This window comes from Bradyrhizobium sp. USDA 3311 (assembly GCF_054062495.1).
In genome coordinates this window covers 5976878-5997553 of the sequence record NZ_JBSSFI010000001.1, presented here as the reverse complement: position 1 = coordinate 5997553, position 20676 = coordinate 5976878, and the positions used below count along the sequence as shown (strand labels likewise).

General features: G+C 65.6%; 19 protein-coding genes. 6 read left to right on the top strand and 13 right to left on the bottom strand.

Features of this window, described 5'->3' with window-relative positions:
* Nucleotides 1-13: 13 nt before the first annotated feature.
* Both ACVWW6_RS28780 and pcsA read right to left on the bottom strand, forming a co-directional pair.
* Nucleotides 14-739: a TerC family protein gene (locus tag ACVWW6_RS28780; protein ID WP_028173979.1), complete on the bottom strand. Its 726-nt coding sequence runs from the start codon at nucleotides 737-739 to the stop codon at nucleotides 14-16.
* Nucleotides 736-1503 (bottom strand): phosphatidylcholine synthase, encoded by a 768-nt coding sequence (gene pcsA / locus ACVWW6_RS28775; RefSeq protein WP_028173978.1) that lies wholly within the window; start codon nucleotides 1501-1503, stop codon nucleotides 736-738. The genes ACVWW6_RS28780 and pcsA overlap by 4 nt, the downstream gene beginning before the upstream one ends.
* 87 nt (nucleotides 1504-1590) lie before the next feature.
* Here pcsA and ACVWW6_RS28770 point away from each other — a divergent pair, with 87 nt between their 5' ends.
* Entirely contained in the window at nucleotides 1591-2775 is a 1185-nt protein-coding gene (locus ACVWW6_RS28770) for a UbiH/UbiF family hydroxylase (RefSeq protein WP_456681779.1), read from the top strand.
* A 6-nt stretch (nucleotides 2776-2781) separates the two neighbouring features.
* On the opposite strand, the gene ACVWW6_RS28765 is transcribed toward ACVWW6_RS28770, so the two are convergent.
* Complete coding sequence (locus tag ACVWW6_RS28765) at nucleotides 2782-3735, bottom strand: AEC family transporter (RefSeq protein ID WP_161534902.1); 954 nt, start codon at nucleotides 3733-3735, stop codon at nucleotides 2782-2784.
* A gap of 106 nt (nucleotides 3736-3841) precedes the next feature.
* Between ACVWW6_RS28765 and hspQ the strand changes: the two genes are divergently transcribed.
* Nucleotides 3842-4174 (top strand): heat shock protein HspQ, encoded by a 333-nt coding sequence (gene hspQ / locus ACVWW6_RS28760; protein ID WP_011087359.1) that lies wholly within the window; start codon nucleotides 3842-3844, stop codon nucleotides 4172-4174.
* Between the two features lie 77 nt (nucleotides 4175-4251).
* Here the strand turns inward: hspQ and ACVWW6_RS28755 are convergent, their stop codons facing one another.
* Nucleotides 4252-5076 (bottom strand): invasion associated locus B family protein, encoded by an 825-nt coding sequence (locus ACVWW6_RS28755; RefSeq protein ID WP_060912200.1) that lies wholly within the window; start codon nucleotides 5074-5076, stop codon nucleotides 4252-4254.
* Between the two features lie 260 nt (nucleotides 5077-5336).
* Here ACVWW6_RS28755 and ACVWW6_RS28750 point away from each other — a divergent pair, with 260 nt between their 5' ends.
* From ACVWW6_RS28750 to ACVWW6_RS28740, 3 genes are all read left to right on the top strand, one after another.
* Nucleotides 5337-7175: an extracellular solute-binding protein gene (locus ACVWW6_RS28750; RefSeq protein WP_456681778.1), complete on the top strand. Its 1839-nt coding sequence runs from the start codon at nucleotides 5337-5339 to the stop codon at nucleotides 7173-7175.
* 23 nt (nucleotides 7176-7198) lie between these two features.
* Entirely contained in the window at nucleotides 7199-8701 is a 1503-nt protein-coding gene (locus tag ACVWW6_RS28745; protein ID WP_011087362.1) for a class I adenylate-forming enzyme family protein, read from the top strand.
* An 84-nt stretch (nucleotides 8702-8785) separates the two neighbouring features.
* Nucleotides 8786-10006: a GGDEF domain-containing protein gene (locus ACVWW6_RS28740; RefSeq protein ID WP_271557735.1), complete on the top strand. Its 1221-nt coding sequence runs from the start codon at nucleotides 8786-8788 to the stop codon at nucleotides 10004-10006.
* 62 nt (nucleotides 10007-10068) lie between these two features.
* Here ACVWW6_RS28740 and ACVWW6_RS28735 read toward each other — a convergent pair whose 3' ends face one another.
* The 6 genes from ACVWW6_RS28735 to ACVWW6_RS28710 all read right to left on the bottom strand — a co-directional run bounded on the left by ACVWW6_RS28735 (nucleotide 10069) and on the right by ACVWW6_RS28710 (nucleotide 14541).
* On the bottom strand, nucleotides 10069-10305 hold the full coding sequence (locus ACVWW6_RS28735) for a hypothetical protein (protein WP_011087364.1): 237 nt from the start codon (nucleotides 10303-10305) through the stop codon (nucleotides 10069-10071).
* Between the two features lie 233 nt (nucleotides 10306-10538).
* On the bottom strand, nucleotides 10539-11663 hold the full coding sequence (locus ACVWW6_RS28730; protein WP_456683188.1) for an acyl-CoA desaturase: 1125 nt from the start codon (nucleotides 11661-11663) through the stop codon (nucleotides 10539-10541).
* A gap of 202 nt (nucleotides 11664-11865) precedes the next feature.
* On the bottom strand, nucleotides 11866-12075 hold the full coding sequence (locus tag ACVWW6_RS28725) for a cold-shock protein (protein WP_028173969.1): 210 nt from the start codon (nucleotides 12073-12075) through the stop codon (nucleotides 11866-11868).
* A 235-nt stretch (nucleotides 12076-12310) separates the two neighbouring features.
* On the bottom strand, nucleotides 12311-13075 hold the full coding sequence (locus ACVWW6_RS28720; RefSeq protein ID WP_456681777.1) for an SDR family NAD(P)-dependent oxidoreductase: 765 nt from the start codon (nucleotides 13073-13075) through the stop codon (nucleotides 12311-12313).
* 34 nt (nucleotides 13076-13109) lie between these two features.
* Nucleotides 13110-14105: an aldo/keto reductase gene (locus ACVWW6_RS28715; protein ID WP_456681776.1), complete on the bottom strand. Its 996-nt coding sequence runs from the start codon at nucleotides 14103-14105 to the stop codon at nucleotides 13110-13112.
* 40 nt (nucleotides 14106-14145) lie between these two features.
* Nucleotides 14146-14541, bottom strand: a complete 396-nt coding sequence (locus tag ACVWW6_RS28710; RefSeq protein WP_456681775.1) for a (R)-mandelonitrile lyase — start codon at nucleotides 14539-14541, stop codon at nucleotides 14146-14148.
* A gap of 283 nt (nucleotides 14542-14824) precedes the next feature.
* Here ACVWW6_RS28710 and ACVWW6_RS28705 point away from each other — a divergent pair, with 283 nt between their 5' ends.
* On the top strand, nucleotides 14825-15718 hold the full coding sequence (locus ACVWW6_RS28705) for a LysR family transcriptional regulator (RefSeq protein WP_456681774.1): 894 nt from the start codon (nucleotides 14825-14827) through the stop codon (nucleotides 15716-15718).
* A gap of 40 nt (nucleotides 15719-15758) precedes the next feature.
* On the opposite strand, the gene ACVWW6_RS28700 is transcribed toward ACVWW6_RS28705, so the two are convergent.
* From ACVWW6_RS28700 to ACVWW6_RS28690, 3 genes are all read right to left on the bottom strand, one after another.
* Nucleotides 15759-16547, bottom strand: coding sequence for a carboxymuconolactone decarboxylase family protein (locus ACVWW6_RS28700; RefSeq protein ID WP_456681773.1), 789 nt, complete (start codon nucleotides 16545-16547; stop codon nucleotides 15759-15761).
* A 249-nt stretch (nucleotides 16548-16796) separates the two neighbouring features.
* On the bottom strand, nucleotides 16797-20315 hold the full coding sequence (gene mfd / locus ACVWW6_RS28695) for a transcription-repair coupling factor (RefSeq protein ID WP_304563565.1): 3519 nt from the start codon (nucleotides 20313-20315) through the stop codon (nucleotides 16797-16799).
* Nucleotides 20312-20602: an FAD assembly factor SdhE gene (locus ACVWW6_RS28690; RefSeq protein WP_011087373.1), complete on the bottom strand. Its 291-nt coding sequence runs from the start codon at nucleotides 20600-20602 to the stop codon at nucleotides 20312-20314. The genes mfd and ACVWW6_RS28690 overlap by 4 nt, the downstream gene beginning before the upstream one ends.
* Nucleotides 20603-20676: the final 74 nt, after the last annotated feature.

Genomic DNA, 20676 nt, shown 5'->3' with positions numbered 1-20676 from the left:
GGACCAAACGCGACTATTTGCCGGCTTTCCTGCGGTTGCGCTTGGCCAGCACGTTGAAGAACTCCACCGCCGCCGAGAACGCAATTGCGAAATAGATGTAGCCGCGCGGGATGTGGAATTGGAATCCATCCGCAACCAGCGCGACGCCGATCAGCACCAGGAAGGCCAGCGCCAGCATCTTCGTGGTCGGATGCTCCGCGACGAATCGCGACACCGGCCCCGACGAAAGGTACATGATCAGGCAGGCGATCACGACGGCCGCGATCATGATCTCGATGTCCTGCGCCATGCCGATCGCGGTGATGATCGAGTCCAGCGAGAACACGATGTCGATGACGATGATCTGGACGATCACCCAGAAGAAGGCGTTGCGGCCGGAGGCCCTGTCGCCCTCCCCCTCATCGGCTTCGACCTCGGCGTGGATCTCGTGCGTCGCCTTCGCGATCAGGAACAGGCCGCCGCCGATCAGGATGAGGTCGCGCCAGGAGAAATCGTAACCCGCAAACGAGAACACCGGCGCGGTCAGGCCGATCAGCCAGACCAGAACGCTGAGCAGGATGATGCGGAACACCAGCGCCAGCGCGAGCCCGATCTGGCGGGCGCGGTGCGCCTGCTTCTCCGGGATGCGCGAGACGATCACCGACAGGAAGATCACGTTGTCGATGCCGAGCACGATCTCGAGCGACGTCAAGGTGAGCAGCGCGGCCCAGGCTTCGGGGCTGGCGAGGAGATGCATCATGCGAAGGATCTTGCGAAGCGGATCAATGCGTCGCTGAAGCTGATCCAGAGCGCGATGGCGCACAGCGCGAGCGTCACGCCGGGACCGACGCGAAAATCCATGTCCAGCGTGTAAAGGGAGAGCACCGCCCAGATCCCGATCAGCGACATCGTCAGCCAGCGCAGCCGCACGACGCGGACCGGATGCAACACATGGAACGGCACGAAGGTCAGCACCACGAGGGCCGCGACCAGCAGCGTCGACCACAGCGGCGGCCAGTGCAGCAGGAACAGGTAGAACGCAGCCGCGTTCCACAGCGCCGGGAAGCCGCGGAAATGATTGTCATCGGCCTTCATGCGCAGATCGGCGAAATATAATGCGCTGGTGACGATGATGGCGACGCCGAGCAAGGGAGCCGCGACCGGCAGCAGCAGGCCGCTCGCTACGATCGCGTAGGCCGGCACGAACACATAGGTGACGAAGTCGACCACGAGATCGAGCACGTCGCCCGACCAGTTCGGCTGCACGTTCTTGACGTCAAGCCGGCGCGCGATCGGACCGTCGATCGCGTCGATGATCAGAGCGACGCCCAGCCATTGAAACATCGCCGCCCAGTGCTCGCGCACGGCCTCCAGCATCGCCAGCAGCGCAATGGCCGCGCCGAAGGCGGTGAAGACGTGCACCGAGAAGGCCGCGGCGCGCATCGCCGGTCTCGGCTTCAGGGAATCCTGCTGGGTATCCATGGCTTCTGCTATCAGAACGAGGCCGGTTTGCACATAAGCCATTGCGGCGCCCGGTCGCACAATTCGCCACAAAATCACGGAAAAATAGGTGGGCTTGAATTTGCCGCCGGGCGTGTCAAATGTCGTTCCATGACAGACGCATCGACACTCTTTGACGCAGCCGTGATCGGCGGCGGACCGGCGGGACTTAGCGCGGCCACCGCGCTGGCGCAGGCGGGTGCACGGACCGCGCTGGTGGCGCGCCGCCTGCCCTATGCCGACAACCGCACCACGGCGCTGCTAGGCGCCTCCGTCGAGCTGCTGGAGAGCCTCGACGTCTGGCCGCGCTGCAAGGACAAGGCGGCCGCGCTCGAAATCATGCGCCTCGTCGACGACACCGGCCGGCTGTTCCGGGCGCCGGAGGTCCGCTTCTCCTGTCACGAGATCGGGCTCGACGCCTTCGGCTACAACATCGACAACCGCTCGCTGATGCTGGCGCTGGAAGAGCGCGCGGCCGAACTGCCCGGGATCGTCCGTTTCGACGACGAGGCCGAAAGCGTCGTCATTGAAGCCGACGATGTCGCGATCCGCACGGCCTCCGCGCAATTCCTCGCAGCCCGCCTCGTGGTCGGCGCCGACGGCCGGCATTCGCTGTGCCGGGAGGCTGCCGGCATCGCGGTGACGCGGCGCGACCTGACGCAGACCGCGCTCACCTTCAACGTCGGCCATGCGCGGCCGCATCGCAATGTCTCGACCGAGTTCCACACGCCCCACGGGCCCTGCGTGTTCGTGCCCCTGCCCGGCAACCGCTCCAGCATCGTCTGGGTCGCAGCTCCCGCGGAAGCGGAACGCCTCCGCGGCTTAAGCGACGACGAGCTGTCCGCCGCGATCGAGAAGCAGTCGCATTCCATCCTGGGACGCATGACGGTCGAGCCCGGCCGCAACCTGTTTCCGCTCGCGATCGAACGTCCGAAATCCTTCGGCCGCGACCGCATCGCGCTGGTCGGCGAAGCCGCCCATGTGGTCCCCCCGATCGGCGCCCAGGGGCTCAACCTTGGCCTGCGCGACGCCGCCGACATTGCCAGGCTTGCGGGCGATGCCATCGCCTCGGCCGAGGATCCCGGCGCGCCCGACGTGCTCAAGCGCTACGACCGCGCCCGGCGGCCCGACATCCTGAGCCGGACCTTTGCGATCGACATCGCCAACCGCTCCTTGCTCAACGATTTCCTGCCGCTCCAGCCGGTCCGCGCCGTCGGCATGCACCTGCTCGGCGCCATCGGCCCGCTCCGGCGCTTCGCCATGCGGGAGGGGCTGACGCCGACCTGGCGGCGGTAAGCTCGCTCACGGAAACGCCAGCCGGCCGGTCTGGATCGCCCACATCACGCTGGTCAGCGTGACCACGGACGCAAACGTCCCGAGCAGCACGGCGACGGAGGCGGATTCGATCCAGGCGTCATTCTGCCGGGCGATCACGAACACGTTGAGCGCCGGCGGCAGCGAGGCCATCAGCACGGCGGTCGCGGCCCAAGGCTGCGCGAACGGGCCGAACGCCAGCATCAGGCCGAACGCTGCGAGCGGATGGATCAGCAGCTTCACCGCGACCACGCCCGGCACCTCCCACGGCACCCGATCGAACGGGCGGAGCGCCACGGTCACGCCGAGCACGAACAGCGCGGTCGGGGCTGCAGCGTTCTGGAGGAATGTGATGGTGCGGTCGAGCGCGACCGGCAGCTCGATATGCAGCGCTGCCACCGCCGCGCCAAAACAGGCCGACATGATCAGCGGGTTGAGCACGATCTGCTTCAGCACCACGCCGAAGGCATGGACGATCGAGGGATGATCGCGGTCGGACAGCTCGATCAGGAGCGGCACGATCGTGAACAGGAAGATGCTGTCGCAGCAAAAGATCAGCGCGGTCGGCGCCGAAGCCTTCGCCCCGAGCACGGCGAGCGCCAGCCCCGGCCCCATATAGCCGATGTTGCCGTAGCCGCCGGAGAGCCCTGCGAGCGTCGCCTCGCGCAGGGTCAGGCGGCCGAGAACCTTGCCGACGACGAGCGCCAGCGTGAACGCCGTAACCGTCGACAGCGTGGTTGCGACCAGGAACGGCGGGTTGTTCAGCTCCGCAAACGGCGTCTTCGACATGATCGCGAACAGCAGCGCCGGCAGCGACACGTAGAGCAGGAAGAAGTTCATCCAGGCCAAGCCCGATTCCGGCAGGGATTTGATCTTGCCGCAGGCAAATCCGACGAAGATCAAGCCGAAATACGGTAGCGCCAGATTGAGGATATCGACCATTTCTCAAGTTTCTTCTGAAGACTTGGGAGCTATCTGCCCCTTAAGCGGACGTTAATTCGAAGTTAGGCCACTAGCATCGGCCACAATCCTGGTCTATCGACGGGGAATGATAAAAGCGCGGACCGCGAAATTTCAGATCGGACAGGTCGTTCGCCACCGGATCTTCTCGTTCCGGGGCGTGATCTTCGACATCGATCCGGAATTCAACAACACCGAGGAGTGGTGGCTGTCGATCCCCGAGGAGGTGCGGCCCCACAAGGACCAGCCGTTCTACCATCTGCTCGCGGAGAACGCGGAATCCGAATACGTCGCCTACGTGTCCGAGCAGAACCTGTTGCCCGACGAATCCGGCGAGCCGATCCGCCATTCGCAGGTCGCCGAGATCTTCATCAAGGACAAGGGCGGCGGCTACCGCCCGCGCAATCCGTCGCTGAACTGAGTTAAGCCGCCGGCAAGCGGCCAATAAAAAAGGCGCTCGGAGTGAGCGCCTTTTTCATGTCAGGGATCTGGTCCCGATTATTTCTGGCCGGCCGGAGCCGCGCCGGGCGCAGCACCGCTCTGCTCGAGCTTCTTGCGCTGCTCGTCCGCCTTCTTCTGAAGCTCTTCCTGAAGCTTCTTCTGGGTTTCCTCGAACACCTTCGGATCGGTCGGCGGACCGTCATAGGCCTTCTGGAATTCGCCGGCGAGCGGCAGCGGCAGCGTCAGCGGCGCGCCGTTGGCGTTGATCGCCTGGACAACGAGATTCTGGCCCTTCTTCATGTTGGCGATGAGCTCGGGCGTCGCTTCGTAGTCCGACATGCAGCCGTTCTGGAAGCAGATCACGTACGGGCTCTGCAACGGCGCATTGCTGTCCACGATGATGCGGGTGCCGTGCACGAGCTGCATGCCGAGCGGCAGCGTCACGCGCAGGATCTTCTTCGGCTCGCCTTCCGGCTCGATGATGACGGCGGCGATGACCGGCTGGCCCGACTCGATGCGGCCGTCCTTGCCGGTGAAGCAGACCTGCTTGGCGTTGGCGTCCTGGCCCTTGAGGCAGAACTTGGTCCAGGGGGCGTAGATCAGCTGGATCTGCTGGTCTGCCGGCTGGGCTGCGCCCTGCTGCGCCGGCGCGCCCGCGGCGGGAGGAGCCTGCTGGGCGGGCGCCTGAGCGGCCGGTGCCGGAGCCTTCGGCGCAGCCTTGGGAGCAGCTTTCGGGGCCGCCTTGGGCGCGGCGGGCGCACCAGGGGCCGGCGCCGGGGTCTGGGCCTCGGCGGCAAACGGAACGGCCAACGCCGTCGCCGTCAACAAGGCGAGAAGTCGCCCGCGCGGCCGGACGGACGCGGCCAAGTAACGGAAATTCATTGCAGAAAACCCTTTCTGAACGGGAAGTGCCCGAACCGCTCCGAAGCGCCGAACCAAGCCGCCTTGGGCGCGGCTCTCTCCCCGTCAAATGAGGCGGATAAGTGACGGGCTCGGCGCTCTTGCGCGATTGCCCGCCTTCTTAACGTGGCCGACGAAAAGATCAATGCCGACAAGCGTCTTTGGTCACTCTGGCGCCAGCGCCCCACCAAATTCCCTGTGATAGGATTCAGGTCCGCCGGTCCTCGAATCAACGTGTGCCGATGTTCATGTTCCAACGCCTTCTCGAGGGCCCCGGCATCCGCCATTGCATCATCCTCGCCTCGGCCCTCGTTATGGCCCTCGCCGCCGGGTTGCCGGCCAGCGCACGGGCCGAGGAGGCCCATGCCATCGCCATGCACGGTAAGCCGGCGATGCCCGCCGATTTCACCCACATGCCCTACGCCAATCCCGATGCGCCCAAGGGCGGCCGGCTGACCTGGGGCATGCTCGGCACCTTCGACAGCCTCAATCCGTTCGTCGTGAAGGGATTGGCGGTGCAGCCGATCCGCGGCTACGTGGTCGAAAGCCTGCTTGCGCGTGGCCAAGATGAGTCGTTCACGCTCTACGGCCTGCTCGCCAGATCGGTCGAGACCGATGACGAGCGGAGCTACGTCACGTTCCGCCTCGATCCCCGCGCCCGGTTCTCCGACGGCAAACCGGTGCTCGCGGAGGACGTGCTGTTCTCCTGGCAGCTCTTGCGCGACCACGGCCGACCGAACCTTCGGCAATACTATGCCAAGGTTGCCAGGGCCGAGGCGCCCGATCCTCTCACCGTCCGCTTCGACCTCACCGGCGCCAACGACCGGGAATTGCCGCTGATCCTCGGCCTGATGCCGATCCTGCCCAAGCACGCGGTCGATGTCGCGACCTTCGAGGAGACGACGCTGACCGGGCCGGTCGGCTCCGGCCCGTATCGCGTCACCGCGGTGCGGCCCGGCGCCAGCGTGACGCTCAAGCGCAATCCCGACTATTGGGGCCGCGACCTCGCCATCAATCGCGGCCTCTACAATTTCGACGAGATCAGGCTCGACTTTTTCCGCGAGGCCAACGGCCAGTTCGAGGCCTTCAAGCGCGGCCTCTACGATTTCCGCGTCGAGAACGAGCCGCTGCGCTGGCACGACGGCTATGATTTTCCGGCCGTCAAAAGCGGCGAGGTGATCCGCGACAGCGTCAAGCCCGGCGTGCCGCAGCCCTCGGAATTCCTGGTCTTCAACACCCGCCGTCCGATGTTCGCCGACATCCGCGTGCGAAAGGCGCTGACGCTGCTGTTCGATTTCGAGCTGGTCAACCGCAACTACTTCTTCTCGCTCTACTCGCGCGTCGCCGGCTATTTCGCCGGCTCGGACCTGTCGGCCTATGGCAGGCCTGCGGACGCGCGCGAGCGCGAGCTGCTCAAGCCGTTCGCCGCACAGATTCCGCCCGATGTCATGGACGGCAGCTACCGCCTGCCGGTGACCGACGGCTCCGGCCGCGACCGGGCCACGCTGCGCGCCGCGCTGAAACTGTTGTCGGAGGCCGGCTACGATCTCGACGGCACCGCGCTGCGCAACCGGACGACCAAGGCGCCCTTCACGTTCGAGATCCTGGTCACGACCCGCGACCAGGAGCGCATCGCGCTCGCCTTCCAGCGCGACCTCAGGCGCGCCGGCATCGAGCCGAGCGTACGGTCGGTCGATCCCGTGCAATTCGACCAGCGCCGGCTCGCTTACGAGTTCGACATGATCCAGAACCGCTGGGACCAGTCGCTGTCGCCCGGCAACGAGCAGTATTTCTATTGGGGCAGCGCTGCCGCCGACAATCCAGGCACCCGCAACTACATGGGCGCCAGGGATCCGGCGGTCGACGCCATGATCGCCGCCCTGCTGGAGGCCCGTGAACATACGGCCTTCGTCTCGGCGGTGCGCGCGTTGGACCGCGCCCTGATCGCGGGCTTCTACACAATCCCCCTGTTTAACGTATCCGAGCAATGGATCGCGCGCTGGAATCGGATAGAACGGCCAAAGGCCACTGCGCTGTCCGGCTACCTGCCGGAGACCTGGTGGTCGAAGGGTGAGCCTTAGGGCCAGTCAAGCGAAGTGACGCCGTGAACCAGCAAGCCGTATCGCCGACGCTCGACACGCTGTTCCAGCGCACGCTGATGCGGCAGCCGCACGCGACCGCCCTGCTCGACCCCCTCAACAAGGCGCGCGTGACCGGGCACCAGCCGCGGCGGCTGAGCTATGCCGAGGCCGATACCGCCATCGAGGCGCTGTCGGCCTATTTCGTCGAATCGGGCCTGCCGGCCAATTCCGTCATCGCAATCCAGCTGCCGAACACGGTCGAGTTCGTGCTGACGGTGCTCGCCGCCCATCGCGCCGGTCTCGTCGTCGCCGTGCTGCCGCTGCTCTGGCGCCACGCGGAACTGACCGCTGCGCTCAACCGCACCGCCGCGCGCGCCATCGTCACCATGAGCAGGGTCGACGGCGTCAGCTATTCCGACCTCGCGATGCACGCTGCGGCCGAGGCGTTCTCGATCCGCCATGTCTGCGGCTTCGGCACCGACCTGCCCGAAGGCATGGCCTCGCTCGACGAGGTCCTGGCCCGCCCGCCCGGCACCACGCGCGCCGTGATCCAGGACGGCCGCAAGGCGGCGATGATCTCCTTCGACGTCACGGCGGAAGGCTTTCGCCCGGTGCCGCGGCCGCATTTCAGCCTGATCGCCGGGGGCCTTGCGATGTCGCTGGAGGCCGACATCAAGCAGGGCGCGACCGTGATGGCGGCGTTCACGCCGATGTCGTTCGCCGGCCTCGCCTCCTCGCTCGCAGTGTGGCTGCTCTCGGGCGGCGCGCTGGCGCTGCATCATCCGTTCGAGAACGACGTGCTGGAGCAGCAGATCAACGAGCATGAATGCGAGGTGCTGATCGCGCCCGCGCAGCTCGCGCTGCGGCTCGGCGATTCCGACCTGGCGGCGCGGATGCCTACCTTACGCAACGTTATCGGCCTGTGGCGCGCGCCGGAACAGGTGGCGGCAAGCGATGCCTGGATCGCGCCGCATGCGCCGCTGACCGACGTCTATCTGTTCGGCGAGGCCGGATTGTTTGGCGCCCGCCGCGGCGAGGACGGCATGCCTGTTGCGGTAATGCCGGGGCCGCACGGCGCCCCGCGCGAACAGTCCGGCTCCTCCATCGCCGGCGAGATCCTGCTGACGCCGAAGGGCACGCTCGGCCTCCGCGGGGCGATGGTGCCGATCGCGGCCTATGCCCCGCCGCAGCCGGTCGGCGAGACGCTGATCGCGCAGCCGCCGCGCGACTATGTCGACACCGGCTATGCGGCGCGGCTCGACCGTCCGAGCGGTGCGATCTGCATCACCGCGCCGCCCTCGGGCATCATGGCCGTCGGCGGCTACCGCTTCCTCTCCAACGATCTCCAGGAATGGGCGCGCCGGCTCGGCCAGGGCGCCCTGCTCACCGCGCTGCCCGACCGCCTCTCCGGTCACCGGCTGGCGGGCCGGGCCCAGGACAACGCCCGCGCCCGCGAGGCGCTCAACGAGCTTGGGCTTAACCCCCTGATGGTTGAGGCATTTCGCGACCGCTCCGGGGCGGCCTAGGCGCACTTTTGACCCATTCGTTGACGCTGCATTAAGGCGGCCAAACTAGATTGCGCAGCATCTGTCGCGTGATCAGAGTTTGCGATGTCCCAGGCGGGCCCGATCCTTTTTGTGTCCAATGCCGAGCGCCCCGCCTTCGTTGCGGCGCTGGACGAGGCCCGTCTCTTCCCCGTGGTCGACACCGACTGGGCCAGCGCGGTGCGCGCGGTCGAGCAGGTGCAGCCGGCCGCGGTTCTCGCCGCAATGAACAGCGGATATGAGCCGTATCTGGCGCTGCTCGCCAGGAAGATCGCCGACCAATCGCTTTACCTGCCCTTCGTGGCCCTGGACGCGGCGGGCACGCTGCCTCACAACGCCCTGCCCTTCTCCTCGCGCGGCAATCCCGACCGCCTGAGCGCGCGGCTGCGCGCCGCTCTGCGCGTGCGCACCCTTCATGCCACCGTGCTGCGCCGGCTGCCGGAGGCGAAGGTCGCGCTGCCGGAGAGCGACCCGTCGCGCGATGCCACCGTGCTCCTGATCGGCCGCGGCGCGGCCTATCCCGCACTCTCCGTCGCGCTCGGTGAGCGCGTCGGTGTCATCGGCGCGCTCTCGATCGAGGCCGCAGCCAAGCATCTCAACACTCGCGATATCGATGGCGTCGTGCTCGCGGAAGGTTTTACCGCGCGCGTCATCGACGCCTTCCTCACGGTGCTCGCCGAAGACACCCGCTTCCGCAGCCTGCCCGTGGTCGTCACCGCACACCAGCTCGTGCAGACCTACGACCTGCCTAATCTCGAGCTTATTCCGGGCGAGCCGGCGAAGGTCGCCGCCAACGCGCTGCCGCTGATCCGCCAGCACGCGATGGAAGCGCAACTGAGCCGCACGCTGCGCTCGATCGACGCCGGCGGCTGGCTCGATCCGCGCAGCGGCCTGCTTACGACGGAAGCCTTTGCCCGCGACTTCTCCAGGGCGGTCGAGCAGACGCTCGCCCGCGGCGGCGGCCTGTCGGTGGCGCGCTTCGCCTTCGATCCTTCAAATCCCCGCGCGCAACTGGATGCTGCGCGCATCCTGAGCCGCCTGATGCGGCAGATGGATTTCGGCGCGGCGCAGAAGGACGGCTCGGTCATCGTCGTGTTCGCCGAGACCGACTTCCGCACCGCCCACATGATCGCCCGCCGTCTCTCCGCGGTGATGCGGCACACCTCCAACGGCAAGCACGAGATGCGCAGCGATCCCGTGGTCAGCGTGGACTCGCTGTCGTCGTCGGATACGGCCAGGTCGTTGCTGGCGCGGCTGTCCGCCGACGCCTCGCGCGCGGCGTCGTAGTCATTTGCCAGCGTTCAATAATCCAATACGCGTCTTGATGTCCGCCGTCGGGCCTCGGACGCTCACGTCATCATGAGCTTGATCTGGCCGTCCTCAACGGCTCCCATCGCGAGAGCGTCGCGAGCCATCTTTTCGACGGCCGGCCAATTCGCGAGAAGGTATTTTTGCGCCTGCGCCTTGGTTGGGAGCGTTGTCTGCAGAATACAGGTCTGCCGCGCGTTCCCGTTCGCGATCTGAAAGGACACGGCTTGGGGCCCTTCTTTGAGCTCTTGCTCGGTGGGCTTGGGAAACTTGCGCATGCGGCTCCTTCTCGGGGCTCAGCGAACGGGTGCGGTGACCCCGGACGCTTGATCGGCGCGGACCATCCCGGCCGCGATCTTCCTGGCTTTCGCTGGGCGATTCGACTCGCGGCTGGGCTGCGTGTTGCGGACTGCCTCAGTCAGCATCTCGCGAAGCTCAGCCTTCGTCTTGGGTGGTTGCCGTGGACTCGACTTCTGCCAATTGGTCATACCCCTATATGGGGATGCTCGCGCTAAATGCCACTCTTCGCGTTCGTGTTGGCCGATAGAGCGGGCGTGGCCAGGAGAAAACCGACAGAATCGTGCAGGAGTTCGTAGGCGCGGTCGACGATATCGTCGAGGGATATGGTCTTGGCGAACATGCGTTGCGCCTCAGCCAGCAACTGCTCGCGGGTCGGCATGCTGGACAGGCGCAAGTCGGCACGGTGCTGCAGCAGACTGAGCGCGTCCCGGACCGACAATTCAGTCTCGTGGATCGACGTTCTGATCGCCAGCGCGATGTGCTCGGGATCAAAGCGAGCGGCGAGCTGCTCGGCCGCCTGCTTGACCACGCGTGACCCCAACCGATGCTCGTTGCGCAGAACCTGCCGGGGCGGCAACTTCAGATCCCAGACGATCCCGAGCCAGGACAAGGCGACCAGGGCATAGTAGGTCAGATCAACCTCATACCAGTAGAATCCCTGCCGGGCGCTGGCCTGGTAGGCGTGATGGTTGTTGTGCCACCCCTCGCCCATTGTCAGCAGAGCGAGCAGCCAGTTGTTGCGGGAATCGTCACCGGTCACATACCGCCTGCGTCCGTGAACATGTGCGAGGGAGTTGATGCAGAACGTGGCGTGATACAGAACCACGGTGCTCCACATAAATCCGACCACGAGCCCCGACCACCCGGCAATCAGGAAGCACAGACCCGCGAGCACGACCGCCGGCAACAGCTCCAGCCGGTGCAGCCACATCAACTCGGGATACGACGCCAGATCCGATACCTTCACGAGGTCGGTCGCATCGTGCTGCCGGTAAAAGATCCAGCCGAGATGACTGTACACGAAGCCCTTGTGCCGGGGTGAATGGATATCTTGCGCCGTATCCGAGTGAAGATGATGATGGCGGTGCTTGGCAGCCCACCAAAGCACGCTTTTCTGGGCGCTGCTCTGGGCAAGGAAGGCAAGGATGAACTGGAACGCCCGGCTTGTGGCGTAAGCCCGATGCGAGAAGTACCGGTGATATCCGGCAGTGATGCCGAACATGCGCAGCCAATACAGGGCAACGCAGATTGCAACGGCTTGCCACGAGACGCCCGACCAGATCGCCGCGAGGCATCCCGCGTGGATCAATACAAACGGCAGGACCTGCGGATACATGACGTCGTCGTGTTCCTGATCTGAGTCCTGGCCTGAATCGATATTGATAGACACGCTCGCGACCTCAGCTGTTTCGATGGGCGGGCCGACCCGCAACCGATGCAAAAAAACCCGCGGCCGGTAAACCAGTCGCGGGTCGAGAGAACCAGAAGCTCTGCCAGTACATCCGTGGTCAAAGCAACATAGTACCGATTGCGGCAGCCTAGACGGCGCGCAGATTTTCCGCGGCAGACTTGCCGGTCCGGCGGTCCGCGACGATTTCGAAGGAAACCTTCTGGCCCTCGTTGAGGGTGCTCATGCCGGCGCGTTCAACTGCGCTGATATGAACGAAAACATCCTGGCCGCCCTGGTCCGGCTGAATGAAGCCGAAACCCTTTTGGCCGTTAAACCACTTCACAGTTCCCGTATTCATGGGGTCGTCCTTTAACATAGATAAGTCTTTGGAACCGCGCTCAAGAGCACAGTTAGCGAATTCGAGATCTGGAGGGAGGGTCGTCAGTCAGGCACGCTTATCAGCGGCGAGGCCAAGTCGTTCGGCCGAAACTCGATGGCCTGAGTATGGCTATTGTTCGGGCATTCCGCAAGGGGCCATATGTCGCTGTTTTCGGACCTATATGTCCGGTTGGCGGCCTCCGGGTTCGCTCTATTCACCGCATGATGAACCCGCCGTCGACCGAGATGGACTGGCCGGTCACATAGCTGGCGGCGTCGCTGCACAGCCATAACACCGCGCTCGCAATTTCCTCGGGGCGGCCGACCCGTCCCATGGGCACGCTCTTCTCCAAGGCCTTGAGCGCATCGCCCTGGCCTGCGGCAACCATCTGGTCGGCCATCGGTGTCCAGATCAGCCCGGGGCAGATGGCGTTGATACGGATGCCGCGTGCCGCATATTCGAGCGCCGCGCTCTTGGTGAAGCCAAGGACGCCGTGCTTGGCGGCGTGATAGATGCCGCGCTCGGCGCCTCCCACAAGTCCCCCGAGAGACGAGCAATTGACGATCGCGCCGCTGCCCTGCTTGCGCATCTGTTGCAGCTCGAATTTCATGCAGCTCCATTCACCGCGGAGATTGATCCCCATGACGCGGTCGTAATCCTCGCGGGTGGTGTCGGCGGTCTCCGCGAGAACATTCTGGACGCCGGCGTTGTTGTAGGCGGCATCAAGCCTGCCGAAGACCGCAACGGTCTGCGCCACCATGGCCTCGACCTGCGCGTCATTGGAGACATCGCAGCGGATGGCGACGGCCTTGTGCCCCCGGGTGGCCAGCTCGCCTGCCGCGGCCCGCACCGCGTCCTCGTTCCAGTCCGCCAGTGCAACGGACGCTCCGGATTCAGCGAAAGCCTTTGCCGTGGCGAGGCCCAGCCCGGACGCGGCACCGGTCACCAGCGCAACCTGTCCCTCGAATGAAATGTTCATGGATATCTCTCCTGTCGGGTCGTCGTACGTGCCGTCAGCGCTGCGTACGTGCAGCTTCCGCCTGCGGGTAACGGTCGCCTGTGATGGTGATCTGCGCGACCGCGGCGTCGATGTGCCTGATATCGTCGGGTGTCAGCGCGACCGCGGCCGCAGCGATGTTTTCGTCGAGACGGCCGAGCTTGGTCGTGCCGGGGATCGGGACGATCCACGGCTTCTGCGCCAGCAGCCAGGCCAATGCGATCTGCGCCGGCGTGGCACGTTTCCGGGCGCCGATCTGAGCCAGCAGGTCGACGACCGGCCGGTTCGCCTTGCGGGCCTCGGGCGTAAAGCGCGGCAAGCCGGCGCGGTTGTCATTGCCGCCGAAGCTGGTGGTCTCGTCGATCTTGCCGGTGAGGAAGCCCCTGCCCAGTGGGCTGAAGGGGACGAAGCCGATCCCCAACTCCTCGCAAGCCGGCAACACCTCCGTCTCGGGCTGACGCCACCAGAGGGAATATTCGCTCTGGATCGCCGCGACCGGCTGGACCGCGTGCGCACGGCGGATGGTAGAGGCGCCGGCCTCGCTGAGGCCGAAATGCCTGACCTTGCCCTCGGCGATCAGATCCTTCACCGCGCCGGCGACGTCCTCGATCGGGACGTTGGGATCGACGCGGTGCTGATAGTACAGGTCGATGGTCTCGATCCGCAGCCGCTTCAACGAGCCTTCGGCCGCCTGCCGGATTCGTTCGGGGCGGCTGTCCAGCCCGCCGGAACGCCGCGCGTCGGCGGGACCGAGATCGTGGCCGAACTTGGTCGCGATGACGACGTCTTTCCGGACCGGCTGCAGCGCCTCGCCCACCAACTCCTCGTTGGTGAACGGGCCGTAGACTTCGGCGGTGTCGAAGAAGGTGACACCGCGCTCCACCGCCGCCCGGACCAGCGCGATCATCTCGTGCCGTTCCGGCGCCGGGCCGCGATGATAGTTCAGGCCCATGCAGCCGAGGCCAATGGCCGAGACCGCGAGGCCGCTGTCGCCAAGCTTGCGCATCTGCATGTTCGGTCTCCTGGTCATGTCGCCAACCGAGGGCGCGACATCACTTGCGATACTGTTCGTCGCTGACCTTCTCCATCCAGTCGACATTCTTGCCGTTGAGCGATTCCGTGATGGCGATATGCGTCATCGCGGTTGTCGCGGTGGCGCCGTGCCAGTGTTTCTCGCCGGGCGGAAACCAGACGACGTCGCCGGGGCGGATTTCCTCGATTGGTCCCCCCTCGCTTTGCACCCAGCCCAGGCCGGACGCGACGATCAGGGTTTGGCCGAGCGGATGGGTGTGCCACATGGTTCGGGCACCGGGTTCGAAAGTTACTTGACCGCCGCTCAGACGTATCGGGTCACCCAGCTGAAAGAGCGGATCGACACGGACCGTGCCGGAGAACCATGCTTCGGGGCCCTTGCCGGAGGGGCGTGAGCCGTTGGGTTTGATATCCATAGTTGCTTGCCTTCCCGTTGTCGGGCCAGTCTCGTCCGAGGCCCTCGCAAAGCCCGCGTGCGACGATGCCAGCATGGCCAATCCGGCAGCGCCTGACAGCATGCTCCGTCGCGTCAGCGCGCTCGGGGCGTCCGCAGCGCTGCTCTCGCATTGCCGGAAGGGAATGTCCGATCGATCCATATGCCGAACTCGCCTCACCTCGCGGGACTGCGCCATATCTAATGCGTGCGGCTATGCGGACTAGCCACTATGATCGGCATGGACTTATAAGGAGGATCGATAAATGCAGCGCGGAAATCTCGACGACCTCGCGGCCTTCCTGATCGTCGCCCGCGAAGGCAGCTTTACGAGAGCCGCCGCGAAGCTTGGCATTTCGCAGTCCGCGCTCAGCTACACCATCAAGGAGCTCGAGGCGCGGCTGAAACTGCGCCTGTTGACGCGCACCACGCGCAGCGTGTCGCCGACGGCCGCGGGTGAACGTCTGTTGCGCAACGTGGGGCCACGGATCGCGGAGATCGAGACCGAACTCGTCGCCTTGACCGAGCTCCGGGAAAAGCCCTCCGGTACCATTCGCATTACGGCGACCGAATATGCCACCGACGCCGTCCTTCTGCCGAAGCTTGCGAAGCTGTTACGCGAATATCCCGACATCAAGCTCGAGATCGTCAGCGACTACGGACTGACGGATATCGTCGCGCAGCGTTTCGATGCCGGCGTGCGGGATGGCGAGCAAGTCGCGAGGGACATGATTGCGGTACGAATCGGCCCCGATGCGCGCATAGCCGTCGTCGGCGCTCCGTCCTATTTCCGGAGCCGGTCGGACCCGAAGAAGCCTTCGCAACTGGTCGAGCACAATTGCATCAATCTGCGCTTGCCGACCCATGGCGGATTGTACTCTTGGGAGTTCGAAAAGGGCTCTCGCGAGTTGAAGGTTCGGGTCGACGGCCAATTGGTCTTCAACACCACCACCCAGATGCTCCAGGCGGCGCTTGCGGGCCTGGGGCTGGCTTATCTGCCGGAGGGCCTGGTGCGGTCCCACATCAACAAGGGGCGCCTCAAGAGGGTGCTGGAGGACTGGTGCCCTCCCTATCCCGGCTACCACCTCTACTACCCAAGCCGGCGCCAGCCCTCAGCCGCCTTTGCACTCCTTGTCGAGGCGCTCCGCCACCGGGACTGAGATGTCACCTCGGCCAAGCGCCAATGGCGGTGAGATACGGCTAATGTGGCCGCTTCGCGAACACATCCTTGGCGACGGGCATCGCCGAAAACACGTTGGGCCACCCGACATAGAACGCCAGCTGCGTGATGGCTTCCGAAGCCTCCGTCTGGGTCAGGCCGTTGTCCATCGCCCTGTTGAGATGCGGCGTGAGCTGCGCCATCTGCCCGTTGGCGATCAGCGCGCTGACGGTGACGAGACTGCGGTCCCTGGGCGCGAGGTCCGGACGCAGCCAAAGATCACGAAACAACACGTCGGTGGTGTACTGCACGACGCCCGGAAAGGACGCGCCGAACTGGTCCTGGACGAACGCAGCACGCTGCGCCTCGGCAGCCTCGTCGAGCGGCAACGGCGTCACCGAGACGACCGGAAGCTGCGCGGCGCCGATGTCGCGGGCGGTAAAGACGTCCTTGGCAACGGCGACGGCCGACATCGCATTGGCCCAGCCGGCGTAGAAGGCGAGATGCGTGATGATCTCCGAAATCTCGCGCGGCTTGACACCGTTATCGAGCGCAAGATTGAAATGATATGGCATCTCGATCGTCTGATTTCGCGCGATCAGTGCAGCCAACGTGACGATGCTGCGGTCGCGCGGCGCGAGGCCGGGCCGTTTCCAGACATCGCCGAGGAGACGGTTCTGCGTGTACGCCTCCAGTGCCGGGGCGACTTTCCGAACATCCTCATACGTTAGCACGGGGCTTGATCCGGTCATGGCGGCAGTCTCCTCCGTGCGGGCCGATGGCATGGCCGTCAGCGCAAGCAATGCGACGACCGCGGCTTGCAGTTTCATGATGGATTTCCTGTACACCGCAGTTGCTTCCCGGGCGCACGCGCGCCGGCGGGCGTGATCGCCCTTCGCAAGCTTGTTATAGGCGATGGTCCGCAGTGCGATTAGATGACGCAATTCGCATGGACTTATCGACCAGGCTTATGAATTGGTCCGTGCCCCGCGCCAAACTTGAATGATGGCCGGCCAGGAAAGAACTGGGTCCCGGCTCTGCGCTCCGCTTCGCTGCGCTTGTCCGGGACACGATGACCGCTAGGCCGCCTTCTTGGCCTGCGCGAGTTGTGCGAGCTGCCGCATGATCTCGGTGGTGCCGGCGAGCCGATCTTCCGGCGTTTCCCAGTCTTGCAGGAACACCACCTTCATGTCGGGCCGCACCTTCGCAGCCTGGCCGTGGCTGCGGATGAACGTCACCAGGCGATCGGGATAGGCGAACGAATTGTCGCGGAAGGCGATGACGGCGCCCTTCGGGCCGGCGTCGATCTTCTCGACATTGGCCCTGCGGCAGAACGCCTTGATCGCGGCGACCTTGAAGAGATAGCGCACCTCGTCGGGCAACACGCCAAAGCGGTCGCGCATCTCGGCACCAAAATTCTCGATCTCCTCCTCGGTGTCGAGATCGGCCAGGCGCCGGTAGAGCGACAGACGGACCGAGAGATCGCTGACGTAATCCTCCGGGATGAGCACGGGCATGCCGATCGTGATCGACGGCGACCAGCGGTCGGCGGCGGGCTCGGAGACGCCGGCCTTGAGGTTGACGATCGCCTCCTCCAGCATCGATTGATAGAGCTCGAAGCCGACCTCCTTGATGTGACCGGACTGCTCCTCGCCGAGGAGATTGCCGGCGCCGCGGATGTCGAGGTCGTGCGAGGCGAGCTGGAAGCCCGCGCCCAGCGTCTCCAGCGATTGCAGCACGATGAGCCGGCGTTCGGCCTGCGTCGTGATCTTCTGCTGCGCCGGCAGCGTGAACAGCGCGTAGGCCCGGAGCTTGGAGCGGCCGACGCGGCCGCGGAGCTGATAGAGCTGGGCAAGGCCGAACATGTCGGCGCGGTGCACGATCAGCGTGTTGGCGTTGGGAATGTCGAGGCCGGATTCGACGATCGTGGTCGACAGCAGGATGTCGAACTTGCCGTCGTAGAACGCGGTCATGATGTCCTCGATCACCGCGGGCGGCATCTGCCCGTGCGCGACCGCGACCTTCATCTCCGGCACGTTCTTGTCGAGGAAGTCCTTGACCTCGGCGAGGTCGTCGATGCGCGGCACGACGTAGAACGCCTGGCCGCCGCGATAGCGCTCGCGCAAGAGCGCCTCGCGGATCATCAAGGGATCGTGCGGGGCGACGAAGGTGCGCACCGCAAGGCGGTCGACCGGAGGCGAGGCAATGATCGAGAGTTCGCGGACGCCGGTGAGCGCGAGCTGCAGCGTGCGCGGGATCGGCGTTGCCGACAGCGTCAGCACGTGCACCTCGGAGCGAAGCGCCTTCAGCCGTTCCTTGTGAGTGACGCCAAAATGCTGCTCCTCGTCGACGATGACGAGGCCGAGATCGCGGAACTTGATCGCCTTGCCGAGCAACGCGTGGGTGCCGACGACGATGTCGACGGAGCCGTCCGCAATGCCCTTTTTGACCTGGTTCAGCTCCTTGGTCGGGATCAGGCGCGAGGCCTGGGCCACGTTCACCGGAAAGCCCTTGAAACGCTCGGTGAAGGTTCTTGCGTGCTGGCGCGCCAGCAGCGTGGTCGGCACCACGACAGCGACCTGCTTGCCTTCGAGCGCCACGGCAAAGGCCGCGCGCAAGGCCACCTCGGTCTTGCCAAAGCCGACGTCGCCGCAGATCAACCGGTCCATGGGACGGCCGAGTTCGAGATCCTTCAGGGTCGATTCGATCGCCCCTAGCTGGTCCTCGGTCTCGTCATAGGGGAAGCGCGCACAGAACTCGTCATAGAGGCCCGGCTGCACCGGCAGCTTGGGCGCCTCGTGCAGATGGCGCGCGGCGGCGATCTTGATCAGCTCGCCCGCGATCTCGCGGATGCGGTTCTTGAGTTTCGCCTTGCGGGTCTGCCAGCCGCTGCCGCCAAGACGATCGAGCTCGACCGTGGTCTGGTCGGAGCCGTAGCGCGACAGCAGCTCGATGTTCTCGACGGGGAGGAACAGTTTCGTTTCGGCGGCATAGTGCAGCTCGAGACAATCATGCGGCGCGCCGGCGACGTCCAGCGTTTGCAGGCCGACGAACCGGCCGATGCCGTGATCGACATGGACAACGATGTCGCCCGCGGCAAGGCTCGTCACCTCCGAGATGAAATTGTCGAGCTTGCGGCTCGCCCTGCGCGGCCGCACCAGGCGGTCGCCGAGAATGTCCTGCTCGCTGATGAGCGCAATCTCGTCGGTCTCGAAGCCGCTGTCGAGGCCGAGCACGGCGAGCATGGTCTCGTTGCGCGGGGTCGCCTGCACCGTGCGCCAGCTGTTGACGCTGGTGGTGTGGGCCAGCTTGTGGTCGCGCAGCATCGAGGTCATGCGGTCGCGCGAGCCTTCGCTCCACAGCGTGATCACGACCTTCTTGCGCTGCGCCTGCAAGGCCATCACGTGGCTGACCACGGATTCGAACACGTTGACGGTGGTGTCGTTGCGTTCGGGTGCGAAGTCGCGGCCCTTGCGCGCGCCGGCATCGACGACACCAGTGCCATCCGCCGGCACGGAGAATTGAGTCAGGCGCGCCAGCGGGACGTCGCCGAGGCGCCTGGTCCACTCCTCTTCGGTGAAATACAGCCGGTCCGGCGGCAGCGGCTTGTAGATGGCGCCGCCGCCGGGATGCTCCATGGCCTCGCGGCGGGCCTGGTAATAGTCGAGGATCTGCTTGAAGCGCTCGCGGACGGCGTCCTCGGCCTGCGGCTCGATCGCGATCGCTGCGCCTTGCAGATAGTCGAACAGCGTATCCATCCGGTCCTGGAACAGCGGCAGCCAGTGCTCCATGCCGGGATGGCGGCGGCCTTCGCTGACGGCCTCGTACAGCGCATCGTCGCGCTCGGGCGCGCCGAACTCGGCGACATAGCCCATGCGGAAGCGGCGGATGGTGTCGGTGACGAGCTGGAATTCCGAGACCGGCACGAGGTCGAGCGAGCGCATGTCGAGCAGCGTGCGCTGGGTCTCGGCGTCGAAGGAGCGGATCGATTCCAGGCTGTCGCCGAAGAAGTCGAAGCGCACGGGCTGGTCGAGACCGGCCGGAAACAGGTCCAGAATGCCGCCGCGCACGGCGTATTCGCCGGGCTCGCGCACGGTCGAGGAGCGGTTGTAGCCGTTGTGCTCGAGCCAGGCGATGATGGTGTCCATCGGCACGACATTGCCGGGGGCGACCGACAGCGCCTGCGCCGCGACGAGCTCGCGCGCGGGCACGCGCTGCACGATTGCGTTGACCGTGGTCAGCACGATCAACGGCTTGTCGCTGCCGGTCAGCGGCGCAAGCCGCGCCAGCGTGGTCAGGCGCTGGGCCAAAATGCCACCATGCGGCGAGACGCGGTCATAGGGCTGGCAGTCCCAGGCCGGGAAGGTCAGCACCGGCAGATCGGGCGCGAAGAATTGCAGCGCGCGTTCGAGCTGCTGCATCCGCGCGCCGTCGCGGCAGACCACCGCAAGGCTGACGGCCGGCTTCTTCGGCCGCGCCGCGATGGCGCGCGCCAGATCCGAGATGACGAGGCCTTCGGCACCTTCCGCGACATTGGCAAGCGTCAGGGCGCGGCCGGGCGTGAGCAGCTCGGCCGGCGACTTCATCCCCTGCTTCATAAATCGCCGTCCGTAATCGGGAATGCCTTGATACGGGCAAACAGCGCGCCGGTGACATCGGCCGGCAGCACCTTGTCGCCGGTGATGGCGGCATAGAGGTCGGGATCGTTGACCTCGAGCAGGTGCTCGAGCTCGTCGAGCTCGGCATCGGACAGATTGCCGATCTCGGCGTCCGCGAAGCGGCCGAGGATCAGGTCCATCTCGCGCGTGCCGCGGTGCCAGCAGCGGAACAGCAGCCGCTTGCGGCGGTCGTCCAGCCCGTTGCTCGATCGTGTCGTTCCCGTCATGTCTCAATTCCAGTCAAACGCCGAAAGCCCGGACGTGCCGGGCGGGCGTGATATAGCTACTTGGGGGGCCGGTG